We start from the raw sequence: 15044 nt of genomic DNA, 5'->3' as shown, positions 1-15044 counted from the left end.
CGATCGCCCAATTGGAAATTGTCAAAAAAATTGAATATATTGCTTGACAAGAAATGCTGAAAATGCTAATCGAGGTGAACGTCGAAGACTGTTATCGGCTAGCCCAAGCCTCCGCCGACGGTGCGAACCACCCTGAGAGTTCAGCCAGCGGGGAGATAGAAGCCGAAACTTGGGAAAATTGGTTTAGCGTTTGGCTGGAAAACCAAGAGGCGGATTTGCCAGTGGCCCCGGGCTACGAAGTCAGCCTGCGTTTAACCGCCGATGCCGATATCCAAGCCCTCAACTCCCAGTACCGCCAGCTCGATCGACCGACCGATGTACTAGCTTTCGCAGCTTTAGAGGTAGACTGTCCTCAAAGAGAGGAAATACAGTCATCTGAACCCTTATACTTGGGTGATATCGTCATCTCGATCGATACAGCTCAGCGACAAGCTCAGCAGCAAGGACATCCCCTGAAAACCGAACTAGCTTGGCTCGCAGCCCACGGTTTTCTGCACCTTTTGGGCTGGGATCACCCGGATGAGGAGAGTCTGACTCAAATGCTAGACAGACAAGAAACACTGCTGCAGGCGATCGATCTTGAGATTGGCGGCAGCATAACTGAAACTTAAGTTGATGGTTACTTAATAAATCATCTCAAGCCCAACATAACTTTCTGAAACTATACCAAAACTTTAGTAAAAACTTAGGAAAGTTAACTAGACTTGATAAAGTTAATTTGAAAAGTCTAGCTTTCATTCATTTCTGTAACTTAAAGTTGGTTATTTATGACACTAGAGCGACCCTCAATTTCATCAAACATTCCACAGCTTGCGGTCGTGCCTCAAGAGTCTTCGGGTTCCACAGTCCACGAGCCTAAAAAAGCCTTGAAATACAAGCGAGAACTGTCCTGGAAAATAGCATCTAGCTTAGCTACGAGTTTTAGATACGCTTGGGGAGGCCTGACTTATGCTTTTGAAACTCAGCGAAATTTTCGGATTCACACTGTTATAGGAACTTTGGCGATCGGACTCGGACTGTATTTGCAACTGAAACCTGTAGAAATATCTGTAATCGGCGTTACCATTGGCATAGTTTTAGCAATGGAACTTTTGAATACGGCGATCGAATCGGTGGTAGACTTAACCGTCGGGCAATCATACCACGAACTAGCCAAAATCGCCAAAGACTGCGCTGCCGGAGCAGTTCTGGTATCCGCAATGGCCGCAGCCATCGTCGCTGCTGCACTTCTGCTTCCTCCGCTGTGGGAAGTGGTTCAAATTGCGATCGTCGGTTAGTAACACCATTTTCGATTTTCGCATTGAAGATTTTCGAGGGGGAAATGACTTATGACTATCATGTTTTGAAGTTTGCCCGCAGTTGCATCCTTTTTTGAAACTGCTATAAGTTATTGAGCGAGGTAAATTTGAGGTTTTGGATGACCAAAGTGAAGTTTTTAGTTTGATTGTTACATATTCCAGCTATTTAAATCTTGACCGTATCTCTAAAATTTTCATTCCTATTGCATTCAAACAGCCAGTCATATCAAATCCGATTCTATCAGAATGATAACTAATAGGTGGTAATATCGAATTAACCGCGAGGCACGCGAACGCGAAGTCAGAGAAAGAAGAAGATGTACGTCCTTCCTAACGCACTACAAGCGTCTTCGCCGTTAGATCGTTCCGATGTTACCGGATTTGATATCAATCTAAAATCTCAAATCTCCCACCTAAAATCCCAATTAACCCGTGATTATAGTCATCGATAACTACGACAGTTTTACATACAACTTGGTACAGTACCTAGGAGAACTAGGTGCCGAGTTCCCCGTAGCCAGCGAAGTGCAAGTCTACCGCAACGACCAAATTTCCTTAGCAGAAATTCGCCGATTGCAGCCCGCAGCCGTAGTAATTTCTCCAGGCCCGGGGCGGCCGGAAGATGCAGGAATTTCTCTGGAATTAATCAAAGAATTGGGGCCGACTCTGCCAATCTTAGGCGTGTGTCTCGGACATCAAAGTATCGGTCAAGTATTCGGCGGCAAAATTGTTTTTGCACCAGTGTTGATGCACGGCAAAACTTCTCAGGTAGAACACGCAGGAGTCGGAGTTTTTCAGGGCGTGGAATCGCCGACAATCGCAACTCGCTATCACAGTTTGGTAATAGAAAAGCAGAGTTTTCCAGAAGTTTTGGAAGTTACGGCTTGGGTTGAAGACGGAACGATTATGGGCGTGCGGCACCGGGAATATCCGCACATTGAAGGCGTACAGTTTCACCCGGAAAGTATTTTGACGACTTCGGGAAAGCAGTTATTGCGAAATTTCTTGGCAAGACTTTAGTTGAATTTATCTGAATTTGTAGGGTGCACCGCAGCGCACCTTACGTAATAGTAGAGTGCACATTTGGCACCGGACGACGGTGTTTTGTGGTATAACAACGAACGACCAACACCCGACAACCTCAACCACAAGATGAAACGGCGACAATTAATACGTTACGCACAGACGGGTTTGCTAGCCGCTATAGCAACTGGTTTACCATCTGGATGGGAAAGCTATCAAGCTCAAACTGCTGATTCTTTGTCGGTTCAGTGGTTGGGCCACACTTGCTTCTTGTTCACTGGTGGCGGTGCGAGGGTGCTGGTGAATCCTTTTCGCCCACTGGGCTGTACGGCTGGCTATCGCTCTCCTAAAGTGCCAACTGATTTGATTCTGATTAGCAGCAGATTGCTTGATGAAGGGGCGGTGGACGGATTTTCGGGCAATCCCGGCCTTTTGTACGAGCCTGGGGCTTATCGATCGAACGGGCTGAGGATTCAAGGAATTCGGACGGAAAAAGACCGCGAGGGTGGAAGGCGATTTGGGATCAATGTGGCTTGGCTGTGGCAGCAAGCTGGTATTAAGATTTTACACTTGGGTGGAGTCGCTGGCCCGATCGGCATTGAAGAACAAATCTTGATCGGGCGCCCGGATGTGGTGCTGATTCCCGTGGGCGGAGGGCCGAAATCTTACACCCCGGCGGAAGCGAAGCAAACTTTGCAGCTTCTCAAACCGAAGATGGTAATTCCGACACATTTCAAAACCCAAGCCGCCGATGCTGCTGCGTGCGATTTGGTGCCGCTAGATGAATTCTTGGCGCTGATGGATGGTACGTCGGTGCGCCGATTGAATAATGACACGATTTCGATTAAACCTGCTGACTTACCCCAAACCGGTTCGGTGATTGAGGTTTTGAGTTACAGATTTAGCGGTTGACGCTTTTTCGCTAAGTTTACGTTATATTAAGGGAGTTTTGGTGCGATCGAAAATCCCAGAAAATTTTCTCTATACGTTAGCCTTCGCAACCCAATCTTTTCTGGTAATTTGGCTAACACAATTACTCATGTTCACTCTTTTATTCTCATAAGGAAATCTAGGCACCATGAAAAATCAAAATGTAACTAGCTGGATGAAGCAACTCACAGGTTTTGCAGGAATAATCGGCGCTAGCGCGTTGATTGGTTTCCCGGCTGCGGCTCGCATCAACTCCCAAACAATTGTTGCTAATACAACTCAAACTCAACAAGTTGCAGGAAATGCGAAAACCCCTGCTTCAGCCGCACCAATGGCCGCTACTAAGGATATTGTTGCTATTGCATCTGGCGACACTCAATTCAAGACATTGACAAAGGCTTTGGGAGCAGCCGGTTTGGTGACAACTTTACAAGGAAAAGGCCCTTTCACTGTTTTTGCACCGACAGACGCCGCATTTGCTGCTTTGCCAAAAGCAACTTTGGATGATTTGCTCAAACCAGCGAACAAGGCCAAACTTACTAAGATTTTAACTTACCACGTGGTTCCTGGTTCGGTTTTATCTACTAGCCTCAAGTCCGGCGAAGTTCCAACTGTTGAAAAAAGCAAGCTGAAAGTAGTAGTTAGCGGTGGCAAAGTTACCGTGGGTGGCGCTAATGTTGTGAAGGCTGATATCAAAGCTAGCAACGGCGTGATTCACGTAATTGATAAGGTTTTGATGCCGCCCGATGTCAAGTAGGACTAGCGTTTTTTGCATCAAATGATATGAGGAATTGCATTCCCCACTACAAACAAACTAACTGGTTTGTAGTGGGGAATGCAAGTTTTTTATTCAAACAAACTAAAATTGCTGCCAACCCTCACCCCGATAGCCAAAATCAAAGATTTCGGGAGCGATAATTTCTGCTAAAATTTCTAAAGAATCAACTAATCTTGGCCCAGATCGATTAAAGTAAGAGTTGCCGTCAGTTATGTATACTTTCCCGGTTTTGACTGCTTGCAAATCTTGCCATTCTGTGTATTGAGTTATCGGCATTGCTTCGGTGCGAGTGCGATTTAAATCAAAGCCGCAAGGCATGAAAATAATGATATCGGGATTAGCTTCAACCAGGGATTCCCATTTTAACCAGGGGGAATGTTGCCCGATTATTCCAAATAGCGAATTGCCTCCCCCCATTGCTACTAATTCGGGAATCCAATTTCCCGCAGCCATTAAAGGTTCAATCCACTCGATGCAGGCTACTGTGGGTTTAACGGTTAATGTTTTGGTTTTTAAGATAATAGCATCAATGCGGGATTGCAAAAGTGCGATCGTACTTGTGGCATCGACACCCAAAGCAGCAGCAACTCGCCCAATATCCGTCCAGATTTCTGCTAGCAAATTCGGCTGCAAAGAAATAATTTCCGGCTGGCTATGCACCAGGGTACTTACTGCTTGTTCAACCTCTGTCAGAGAACAAGCACAAACTTCACATTGAGCTTGAGTAATGATGTGAGTTGGCTGCAATTTTTCCAAAGTATCTATTTCTACTTTATAGACGCTGAGCGCATTTTGCAACAATTCTGTGACGCGGTTGTGAATTTCGCTGCTAGTTCCTTCGGGATTGAATTTAGGCTGAGTGCAAACAGGTAAATTTTGGATTTCTGGCGGATAGTCGCATTCGTGGGAACGGCCGACAAGGGCATCGGCCAATCCTAAAGCTGCTACAATTTCGGTGGCGCTGGGAATGAGAGAGACGATTCTGAGTTGGTTCATTGGTTTTGTTTTTTTACCGATTTGCTAGCACGCGCAAGATGCCCGTGCCACAATCGAAGGGTTTGTTTTTTGTAAGCACGGGCAAGATGCCCGTGCCACAATTCAAGGTATTTTTAAATTTTTAGCTTTTTTGTAAGCACGGGCAAGATGCCCGTGCCACAATTCAAGGTATTTTTAAATTTTCAGCTTTTGTATGTATTGCAAATCTTGCCATGCTTGAATGAGATTGCCTTGCATTAGAGTGGCTAAACCGTTTAAGACTCTAATTTCGGGTAGGTTGGGGTTGAGGGCGATAGCTGGTTTTAGGGCTGTTTCAGCGGCTTTTGGATGCCAACCGTATAGCTGGACGAAAGCGAGATAAGCATAAGCATAAGGGTTTTGAGAGTCTAGTTCGGTAACTTTTTCTAAAGCTACGATCGCACTTTTGACATTCTGCTGCAATACGCGAGAAAATGCCAAAGCATAAGCAAATTCTAGATTCTTGGGTTCTTGCTTCAACCTATATTCTAATGCTTGTTCGGCTTGCAGGGTATAATCTTGAGTTGGATCGTATTGATTGATGCGCCCAATTTGCTCGAACACGGGTTTTAAACCGGGCAATCCTTTCGGTAAATTAACTGCCATAGCCCGCAATTGAGTCACCAAATCTAACTCCGGCTGATTCTCGTTACCAGCAATAGTCGGGACTATTTTCGACTTTTGAGTATTCTTGTTGCTAGGAACAATCTGGGAACGGATCTTTAGAGGATCGGCGTTGATTTTAAGTGTTACTGGTGGCACTTTGATTGGATAAGTTTCGCCTGTTTTTCGGTTCAGATAAGTAGCTTCCAGACTGTAACTTCCCGGTGCAATATTAGCAGGAGTCAGCATCGCCGTGCGATCGACAACTCGAAACCCTACAGCAAATTTATCGGCTTCCAGAATTCCCGGATGCAAAGTCCCCTGGGCGATCGCGCGATCGTGTAAAATCCTTAAAGCTTGTCCCGACTCTAGAATATCACTAGCTAGCCGATGTTTCCATGTTACCAACACCAAACCAGACTGCAATTGCTGCCAAGACCCAGACCAAATGTAAGTAATCGGCAGCGCGACTCCGGGAAGTGCTTTTCCGGTAACAGTAACTTGCTCTAATTGTACTTGCGATCTGGCTTCATTCAGCGGCTGTATTTCAACGGGATACCGTCGCTTGCGGTAAAGATTTAGATTAGTATTATCAGGCAAAACCCAAGCTTTTTCTAACTGAAAATATTCACTTTTTTCAATTGTAGCCACCGCTGCATTTTGAGCTTTTTTTATCCGTTCTCGAATCGAACCTTGTGGGCCAGTTTTGGTGACAAACCAAGAGAGCGATCGCACATCTTGTGGTACTTCTTTTAAGTTCGTTCCCACCTGCCGCCCGTAAACCTGAAAATTCGCCAAAGCACCGTAATAATTTAGATTGTGCTGATTAATTTCCGGCGTGGAAGGCAACACGCCTAAAGTAGATTGCAAATAAGGTTCCGCAGCAAGAATTTCTGCAATAACCTCTCGGTGCGGCCACTCTTTCCCCAAGTAAGGATAGTTAGAATTACCGGGGCTAACAAGTTGAACGAAGCTATGTCCAAAAGCACCGCCCACCGGCCACATATGCAGCAGCATCGTCAAACTTGCCAAACCAATTGTACCCCAGCGAATTTGTCGTCCCCAACGCGGAGGCCACAGCGTTAAACCCCAGGCTAAGAAAATAGATAATACTGGCAAATAAGGGATCACATATCGGTCGTCTTTGTTAATATTTAGAGAATTAATTAAATAAGCTCCTGCCCAAAAAACAGCTAGCCACCGACAGGAGTTGAGGTAAGAGATTGACGAACTATTTTGTCGGCGGTGCCAATAAAGTAGCAATCCAACTAAGGGAATCAGTAACAAAGGCCAAGAAACCTGTTCGGGTAAGTGCTGACCGTAGTAAATCCAAGCGTCGATCGTATTGAGGCCGGGATCTCCTTCGGCGATCGCAGAATCCACCGTTGCCCGTTTTCCCCCCGTCAAAATTAACAGCCAATTGGTTTTTGCCCAAGGCCCAAACACCGCCACCGACAGCAACAAAGCACCAGCTAATTGACCTAATTTTCCCCAAGCTTTTTGCCACACACCACCAACAGCCAACCACACAATCGGGGCAAACAGAAATAATACAGTAGTGTGTTTAACTAATATTGATAAGCCTAGAGAAATACCAAAGGCGATCGCCCAAAAGAAAGAAGAGAGGGGGAGAGAGGCTGGGGGAGATTGGGAAAATCCGCTGTTTTCCTGCTTCCCTGTTTCTGCGGCACTTTTCCACATTGTCAAACAATAGAAACAAAAAGTAATCGCAGCAGCGAGGGGATAGTCGAGCAAAAATTGCAAGCGGAACCGATAAAGTCCCGGCAACAAAACACAAATTGCAGCGGCCCACAAACCGACTTGTCTGTTAAATAATTGGACGCCCAGATTGTAGACTGAGGCGAGTAGAATTGCACTAAATAATAAATGAACGAGGGTTGCCCGATCGACCCCAGCACCGAAAACCTTCAAAAACGGCACCGTCAAGATGTACGCCAAGGGTGGAATTTTTGTCGAAAGCAGCCAGAAGTTTGTCCACCAATCCCCCGAAAACCACTGAGGATGCTGCAACGCCTGCAAGTAATCCAGGGTGCTGGTGAGGTATTCTGCCTGATCCCACGCCGGGACAGAGCGATCGAAGGCAAGCCAGAGGCGATCGCTAATTGCCCCCAACAGCCAAATTGTCCCCAAGACAAGCAGACTCTTACTCCCGCTGTCCCGATGTTGCTGTGCCATGACGATTTTTGGATTTTAGGTTGCAGCTTTTAGCTTACAGGCGGGCGGTTCCCGGCGAGCGAAAAATTATTTGGGAAAGTGCTTGCTAAATTGTGTAAGTGTCTGCTAAGATAGTAAAGCGCGAAAAAACAAGCCGGGATAGCTCAGTTGGTAGAGCAGTGGACTGAAAATCCACGTGTCACGAGTTCAAGTCTCGTTCCTGGCATAGCTTTCTAAAAAATATACTTACGCTGTTGAGGATTCAAGGTTTACAGCAAAAATCAAGAATGAAACAACGGGGTAGGCACGGGGGCACTACCCCTACAAAATGATGTTTTTGGTGAGAATGAAACAACCTTGTCCTCTGCTGGGACTTCATTTATGCAGTCGCGGTTTCAACCGCCAACTCCCTAAACCCGCGTTTGACTTTGCAAAATTTCCTCCAACAGCCTCTCTTGAGTTTTCGCAGGTTCCTTGCAAGTCAAACACTCGCAAACTAACCCGACAATTCCTACAGGTAAATCAGCCTCAATCTGACAGACAGCAGTCGGATAATACTGCGAAATCAACCCAGAAATCAGCTCAGGAGTCGTGCGAATTAAAGTAGAATGCTGATACCAATCGATCGCCGAAAGTAGACTCGGACAAGCTTGGGGAGCATCTAGGACAATACTGCTGAAAGCTTGCAAACCTTGTGCGGCGCGATCGAGATATTCCAAATTTTGGCCCAGCAGTGCCAAGCGCACCAAAGAGGCGATCGCAATTCCATTCGCCGCCGGAGTTGCATTGTCTGTATAACTGCGTTCCCGCACCAACAAATCACCGCTAACATCCTTAGCAGTATTGTAATATCCTCCCAATTCCACACTCCACAAAAACTCATCAAACTCTTCTTGTACCTGCACAGCTTTCTCCAACCAAAATTGAGAATTCTGCAATTGCTGTGTTGCTTCCCCGTTTCCTAAAATCAAACTCGCTTGATGCAAATCCAACAAAGCTTTCACAAACAAAGCATAATCCTCCGACTGCGCCGCCACAGCAGATTGTCCGTCATAATTCAACCGCTGAAACCGCCCGTCTTTCCACTGATTATCTAACATAAAATTAGCACTTGTCACAGCTAATTCCAGATATTCCAAATTTGCAAAAACAGCGGCAGCGCGCGCCAAGCCAGAAATCATTAAACTATTCCAAGCTGCAATCATTTTCGTGTCAGTAACTGCGGGAATTCTACCCGACCAACTGTTGTTTTTGGCTTCTTGATTGTTGCGGGCTGGGGGAAAAGTTTTCACAGTATCAGGATTGTCGCCGTAGCGAACAGCAAAAAGTTTACTCAAAGCCGTTTCTACCGTTGCGCTGAGTTTTCCCGGCTGATAGCGCTGCAATACATTTTTACCTTCAAAATTGCCGCCGCGAGTCACAGTAAACTGTGCTTGAATTTCTGCCAATTCCTCAGCAGTTAACAGTTGTTCGAGTTCGGCGAAACTCCAAACATAAAATGCTCCTTCCTCCGGTTCAACTTCCTCTGAAGTGTTAAAACTGTCAGCATCCTGTGCCGCGTAAAAATAACCTGTCGGCGCGGTCATTTCTCTCTTCAACCATTGTACTGTCCGGGCGATCGCACTTTCAAAAGCCGGTTCTTGGATTCCCGCACTCCACAAGTTAGCCAAATATTCCACAATTTGACCGTTGTCGTAGAGCATTTTTTCAAAGTGCGGCACAGTCCAAGTTGCATCAACCGTATAGCGGTGAAATCCGCCGGCTACATGGTCGTAAATGCCGCCCAATGCTAAGTCTAATCCGCGCTGAGTGCAGACTTCTTTGCTGTCGTATTTTGAATCAAAATTAAAGCGCGTTCCCCGGAGTGCTAGCTCAGCGTAAGGCATCATTGGAAAACTCGGTCCCGGATTGCTGCCGGCAATAATTCCGGTGTTGAGTTCCCAACCTTTTTGGAATATTTCGCGATTTAGTTCTGCGGTTCCTGCTGACAGCAGCGCCGACTGTTGGAGGTTGTCTAAAATCTCTGCTTTGAAGGCTTCTACTTTGCGTTTTTCTGTGTCATAAAAGCGACGAATTGCTTGCAAAACTTCTAAAAATCCGGGGCGTCCGTAGCGCGGTTCTACGGGGAAATAAGTGCCGCCGTAGAAGGGAATTCGCTCGTCGGGAGTCAGAAAAACGTTGAGCGGCCAACCACCTTGGCCGGTCATCATTTGCAAGGTTTGCATATATATGCTGTCGATGTCCGGGCGTTCTTCGCGATCGACTTTTATTGGTATAAACTGCGAATTCATGTATTGGGCGATCGCGCGATCAGAAAATGCTTCCCCTTCCATCACCGTACACCAGTGGCAGCTAGAATACCCAATTGAAAGGAAAATCGGTTTATTTTCGCTCCGGGCCGTTTCTAAGGCTTCGTCGCACCAGGCCCACCAGTCGATCGGATTTTCGGCGTGTTTCCGCAGGTAAAGGCTTTGGGATTGAGCAAGACGGTTCACCATAATCAAATATACTTTAACTCGTACTCAGTAAGCTTGTCACTTCTTTAGTAGTTTAGCGCGAGATGTTTTAATTGAGTTGTTGCTGATAATTATGTTTTAATATTATTGCTGATTATCTCTATCTAACATGAGTTTATCATCTCGCAGAACCTTCAATCAACAGCTAGGACAATTTTTGCTGAGTGCTGCTGTTCCTCCTGCTGTTCTCGAACTGGGAAAAACGGCATCTTCGGATCGAGCTTTATTAGAAACCAATCTTAACAATTTTCTGGCAAAAGCAGACCCAGAAATAGAATTATTAGTCCCGACCTTTTTAGGTAACGACAAGCGCCGGTTTTACGGCAGAGGTGTTCCGAAAAGCTTGAAGTTAATCGACAAATTTCCACTCGGTAGCGGTCGGACTTTTTTGGGAAGGCAGTCTGTAGTTTGGAGCGGCGCTGGTTGGACTGGACAGCCGACAATTACCAGAGACCGGGGGAAAACTTATTTAATTATAGGTGCTTTCGACCACAATTTGCGAAAAATAGATATGGCTACCAATAAAGAAGTTTGGCGCTATAAATTTGATGATATAATCAAAGGTTCATCAACAATTTATATCGATGAAAAAGCCAGCGCCGAAAACAGAATTGTGATTTTGCAAGGCAGCCGCAGCGGCGGTGGTGGTAAAAGTGTCGTGCCGAGTTTTAGGGCAATATCTTTTAGAACTGGCAAGGAACTTTGGAAGCTGGACATCAGGAAAACAGCTACAGCCGCGATAACGATAGCAGCGCTTTGGATATCGGCGGCGGCGTGTTGTTCAATGCGGGGGAAAATGCGATCGGCTATTTCCTCGATAGTTCGACCAGCAAAGCCAAAATCAAACAAGGAATCAAGCAGCCCGATATCTTGTCAGAAGTACAACTTTATGCAGCAGCAGATATCGGCAAGCACGGCGGCAACTTGGTAGCGGAATCATCGCCATCTAGGCTCAAAGATCGAATATTTATAGCGGCTGGTTCCGGTCACATTTACGGTATTAGCATTGCTAGTAAAAAGATTGTTTGGGATTTTTATACAGGTTCAGATTTGGATGGAACTGCTGTAATTTCTAAATCTGGAAAACTGTTTTGTGCTATAGAAAAACAATATATTCAGGGCAACGGCGGAGTGCTGAAACTGAATCCGAACAAGCAACCGAATGCCAGCGTCGAATGGTTTTTACCGACTGGAAACCGCCGATTTTCTAGCTGGGAAGGCGGGATAATCGGCTCGGTAGCGTTGAATGACGAGTACAATTCCGGGGAGTTTCCGGCGATTTTTGCGACAAATGCGATCGACGGCAATTTGTACATCGGTTCCCAAAACATGATTACAGGTAAAAAAATTGCTGTACCTTGGCGAAATCAGTCTTACGATACTCCGGTAATCGTATTTAAAAAAGAGATTGGTTCTTCAATTTCAACTCCAATTTTTACCGATGGCAATAAACTGATAAGTGCGGGATACAACGGTGTTTATTTGTTCAATTTGAATTGGGAACAAGCGAAGTCTGGCGATAAAAATGCTTTGAGAAATGCTAAAGGCCAGTTTTACCGTTTGAAAGTAGTAGAATCAGGGAGATTTAAACCGGGTTTGTCATTTGAGGCGACGCCTGTAGTTTGGGACGGAATTGTGAGGATTTGCGCGCGGGATGGCTGGATGTATACTTTGGGTTAGGATTGGTATTTCTAACCTGTATCAGGAACAGGCAAGATGCCTGTTCCACAAGAGAATTGACTTATTGTGGAACAGGCATCTTGCCTGTTCTTAAAAAGGTGTTGAAATCCGCCACAGTCCCTACCTGCGGTTTGACTGCGGTTGTATGTATGATAGAAATAATTTCGGAAATTATAGGAAACTCGTTATGACGGCAAATGAAAGTCAAATAAGTCAAATTTACGGTTCAGAGGATGCTCAAGGTATTCTGCAAATTGCGATCGCCCGCCGACAAGATGAAGGGGAATTATCCAGAGTGCAGTTGTTCGAGATTGCAGCGGAATTGGGCATCTCCGAACAGGATATTGTGGTGGCGGAACAGCAGTGGTTAGCAACTAGAGGAGAAGTTCAAGAAAAGTTGGTTTTTAACGCTTACCGCCGTCGCAAATTGCAGAAAAATGTGACAAAGTACGGCATAGTCAATAGTTTTTTAATTTTGTTTAATCTAGCAGGATCGCACGAGCTTTCTTGGTCGCTGTTCATTTTACTAACCTGGGGATTGGGATTGTCCCTGAATGCTTGGAATGTGTATCAAACTGAAGGCGAAGATTACGAAGAAGCGTTCCAGCGGTGGCGTTTGAAGAAACAAGTCGGAGAGTCTATTGGTACTGCGACGAATAAGTTTATGAAGTGGTTGCAATCTTGATCAGTTCATGTTCGATCGCAAAAATACTCGGTTTTCACATACTGTCTGATTACTGGCGATAGAGTGAAAAGCGCTTGATTATCCTGTTCTTGTTTTTCTATTAAGGAGTGCCATCCCAAAGATTGCAGCGCATTGAATAACTCGGATGGCGATAATTGCACTTTCAATAGCAATTGGGAAATTGAAACTGATTCGATTTCATTCCCCATGCAGCACATCACTTGTTTCTCTAACTCGGATAAGCGATCGCACTGCTGCTGCAATCTTGCTTTCAATTCTTCTGGCAAGAATAGCAGATCGTATTGTAAGAATTGGGCAACTCTGCCGCTAAATAATTCTTGAATCATGGCTGCCACTATTTTTAACCACAAGGGATTGCCTCGGTAAGTGTTAATTAAGGTTTCCCATTGTTGTTCGTCAAGTAAACCTTTTTCTCGGAGTAATTCGCCGGCTGCTGCATCTAAACCGTCGAGTAGTAAGGTGCGAACGCGGGCGTTTTCTCTGGTTAATGCGACAATTTCTCTAGGTGGTTCCCAACTATTTATAATTAAGCAACTGTTGTGGCAAGTTTCGCCTATCCGTTTGAATAAAGTGCTGTAATTATCATATTCATGTCGATAGTTGCCTGCTATTTGTCGGCTGCTGAGAATTGTTTGTACGTCGTCTAGGATGATGAGACAGCGGTGCGATCGCAATTTTTCCATTAACAGTGATAGCAGTTCATCAGTGCTGACTGGCAATTCGGTTTCTGATAGATTAGATAAAAATTTAATTAGGTTTTTCAGGGTAGTTTCGAGAGTTGGGGATGCGCCCAAACTTCGCCAAATTACATAGTCAAATTGATGCTGAATTAGTGGGAGAATGTGAAGTGCGAGATCAGTTTTGCCAATGCCGCTGATTCCTAATATTGCCACTAGGCGGCAGCGTTCCTGTAATATCCACTGTTGTAGGGTGGCGAGTTCGGATGTGCGGCCATAAAATGAGCTGATATCTGGTGCATCTCTTAAGTCTTGGCGTATTTGGGGTTGGGTGTTTTCTGGGGTGGAGGTGGAAAAGGGCGATCGGGTTTTTGGAACTTTTGGGGAGTGTGAAGTATCTCCACAGACATTTACATTACCAATTTGTACAGAGTTTTTCTCAACAGTTGATGAAACGATGGAGATGTGCAACCTTTTGAATGTGGATTTAAAATTTGATTTATTAACTGCTTCACCTAATACATCTGAGAGTATCTTCCATAATTCCGAGGCAACATCCCTAGCATGACCTTCGCTACAATGAGCTTCCTCTGCTATTTTGGGGTATTTCTGGCCTTGCCAACTACCTCGCAATATAGCCTCTTGCACGTTGTCGAGATGTTTTCCAGTTTTGGTGAAAACTAGGTTGTCGGCAAATTTTAAGATTTCTTCAACGTCCATCAAGTTGGTTGGTGTGGGGGTTTTAGCTATTGTATCCTACAATTTCCGACCGTGCCGACATTTTTCGACATTCTCCGACCTGCGAGAGCGGAAAAGTTATGTAAAACTACCGATATTTTCCGACATTTTCCGACTAGACAAATCTTAGATTTTGCTCAATAATAAATAATGAAATCACAATACTTTGGAGTTTAGACTAAGCAGGTCAAAAAGTGCGATAGCCCTCATATCGGCAAACGTCCATACTCCAACGGCAACGGTCGCTGGCGAAAAGCTATGAGACTCAACCATAAGAGCGGTACCAGCGACCGTTGACGTTCTCTTTGAGGTGGCGGATGCTTTCTCAAAAAAAACTGTCTGCGATAGTTTCAACAGACAGCATCAGGGTAGAAGATTGAGTATTCAGCTAAAAATCTCAAATCTACCTGCCATGAAATTAGAACAATTACAGGAATTTCGTCAACTAGCTTATGAATGCCTCGGCCAGGCAAAAGATGCCACCTTTGAACTAGCAGACGCGGTAATGACGACCCGCCACGTCTCATGTTTAGGAGATTTTGCCCTCAGTCCTTTATTTCGACGTGAGTGGTCAAGCGTCTACGAGGCGCTGCAAGATTGTAGACCAGATCGAACAAAATTGATGCAACTATATATCGAACAAATGTCACAAGTGGAACGGCCAGTATTGGCGATCGATCATACAGCATGGTTAAGACCCCATGCACGTACCCTCAAAGAACGTACTTATGAACACCAACCCACAGCCTTACCTCACGGTATACCTGTCGGCATCGGTCAAGGATATAGTACGATCGCACTAATACCCTCAATGAGCGGGAGTTGGGCGCTGCCTTTAAGACACGAACGTATTACCAGTTGGGACAACCCGATCGGTTTTGGGGCCGGGCAATTGGCACAAGTGTG

12 protein-coding genes and 1 tRNA gene are annotated in these 15044 nt (G+C 45.3%); 9 read left to right on the top strand and 4 right to left on the bottom strand.

Annotation, left to right across the window (positions count from 1 at the left end):
- Positions 1 to 62: 62 nt before the first annotated feature.
- From ybeY to IQ270_RS09010, 5 genes are all read left to right on the top strand, one after another.
- Complete coding sequence (gene ybeY / locus IQ270_RS09030; protein WP_193972901.1) at positions 63 to 611, top strand: rRNA maturation RNase YbeY; 549 nt, start codon at positions 63 to 65, stop codon at positions 609 to 611.
- Between the two features lie 156 nt (positions 612 to 767).
- Positions 768 to 1277 (top strand): diacylglycerol kinase family protein, encoded by a 510-nt coding sequence (locus IQ270_RS09025; RefSeq protein WP_228056195.1) that lies wholly within the window; start codon positions 768 to 770, stop codon positions 1275 to 1277.
- 453 nt (positions 1278 to 1730) lie between these two features.
- Positions 1731 to 2318 carry an aminodeoxychorismate/anthranilate synthase component II gene (locus IQ270_RS09020; RefSeq protein WP_193972881.1) on the top strand — a complete coding sequence of 196 codons (588 nt, stop codon included), beginning with the start codon at positions 1731 to 1733 and terminating at the stop codon, positions 2316 to 2318.
- Between the two features lie 132 nt (positions 2319 to 2450).
- Positions 2451 to 3233, top strand: a complete 783-nt coding sequence (locus IQ270_RS09015; protein WP_193972899.1) for an MBL fold metallo-hydrolase — start codon at positions 2451 to 2453, stop codon at positions 3231 to 3233.
- A gap of 166 nt (positions 3234 to 3399) precedes the next feature.
- A complete protein-coding gene (locus tag IQ270_RS09010; RefSeq protein WP_193972880.1) occupies positions 3400 to 4008 on the top strand; it encodes a fasciclin domain-containing protein in 609 nt (202 codons plus the stop codon).
- 102 nt (positions 4009 to 4110) lie between these two features.
- Here IQ270_RS09010 and IQ270_RS09005 read toward each other — a convergent pair whose 3' ends face one another.
- Together IQ270_RS09005 and IQ270_RS09000 are read right to left on the bottom strand one after the other, a co-directional pair.
- On the bottom strand, positions 4111 to 5025 hold the full coding sequence (locus IQ270_RS09005) for a cobalamin-binding protein (protein WP_193972879.1): 915 nt from the start codon (positions 5023 to 5025) through the stop codon (positions 4111 to 4113).
- Between the two features lie 174 nt (positions 5026 to 5199).
- Positions 5200 to 7842 carry a phospholipid carrier-dependent glycosyltransferase gene (locus IQ270_RS09000; RefSeq protein WP_193972878.1) on the bottom strand — a complete coding sequence of 881 codons (2643 nt, stop codon included), beginning with the start codon at positions 7840 to 7842 and terminating at the stop codon, positions 5200 to 5202.
- 132 nt (positions 7843 to 7974) lie between these two features.
- Here IQ270_RS09000 and IQ270_RS08995 point away from each other — a divergent pair.
- A tRNA-Phe gene (locus IQ270_RS08995) sits at positions 7975 to 8047 on the top strand.
- A gap of 184 nt (positions 8048 to 8231) precedes the next feature.
- On the opposite strand, the gene IQ270_RS08990 is transcribed toward IQ270_RS08995, so the two are convergent.
- Positions 8232 to 10319 carry a thioredoxin domain-containing protein gene (locus tag IQ270_RS08990; RefSeq protein WP_193972877.1) on the bottom strand — a complete coding sequence of 696 codons (2088 nt, stop codon included), beginning with the start codon at positions 10317 to 10319 and terminating at the stop codon, positions 8232 to 8234.
- 720 nt (positions 10320 to 11039) lie between these two features.
- Here IQ270_RS08990 and IQ270_RS30840 point away from each other — a divergent pair.
- Positions 11040 to 12017 carry a hypothetical protein gene (locus IQ270_RS30840; protein ID WP_228056194.1) on the top strand — a complete coding sequence of 326 codons (978 nt, stop codon included), beginning with the start codon at positions 11040 to 11042 and terminating at the stop codon, positions 12015 to 12017.
- A 187-nt stretch (positions 12018 to 12204) separates the two neighbouring features.
- Positions 12205 to 12702: a 2TM domain-containing protein gene (locus IQ270_RS08980; RefSeq protein WP_193972876.1), complete on the top strand. Its 498-nt coding sequence runs from the start codon at positions 12205 to 12207 to the stop codon at positions 12700 to 12702.
- A 5-nt stretch (positions 12703 to 12707) separates the two neighbouring features.
- On the opposite strand, the gene IQ270_RS08975 is transcribed toward IQ270_RS08980, so the two are convergent.
- On the bottom strand, positions 12708 to 14120 hold the full coding sequence (locus tag IQ270_RS08975; RefSeq protein ID WP_193972875.1) for an NB-ARC domain-containing protein: 1413 nt from the start codon (positions 14118 to 14120) through the stop codon (positions 12708 to 12710).
- Positions 14121 to 14550: 430 nt separating this feature from the next.
- On the opposite strand from IQ270_RS08975, the gene IQ270_RS08970 reads away from it, so the two are divergent.
- A partial coding sequence (locus IQ270_RS08970) for a transposase (protein ID WP_228056193.1) occupies positions 14551 to 15044 on the top strand: 494 nt, incomplete at its 3' end.

The organism is Microcoleus sp. LEGE 07076 (genome assembly GCF_015207455.1).
Lineage (GTDB): Bacteria > Cyanobacteriota > Cyanobacteriia > Cyanobacteriales > Microcoleaceae > Microcoleus.
The sequence above is the reverse complement of the archived record's forward strand: the minus strand, read 5'-3'. Positions and strand labels throughout refer to the sequence as shown.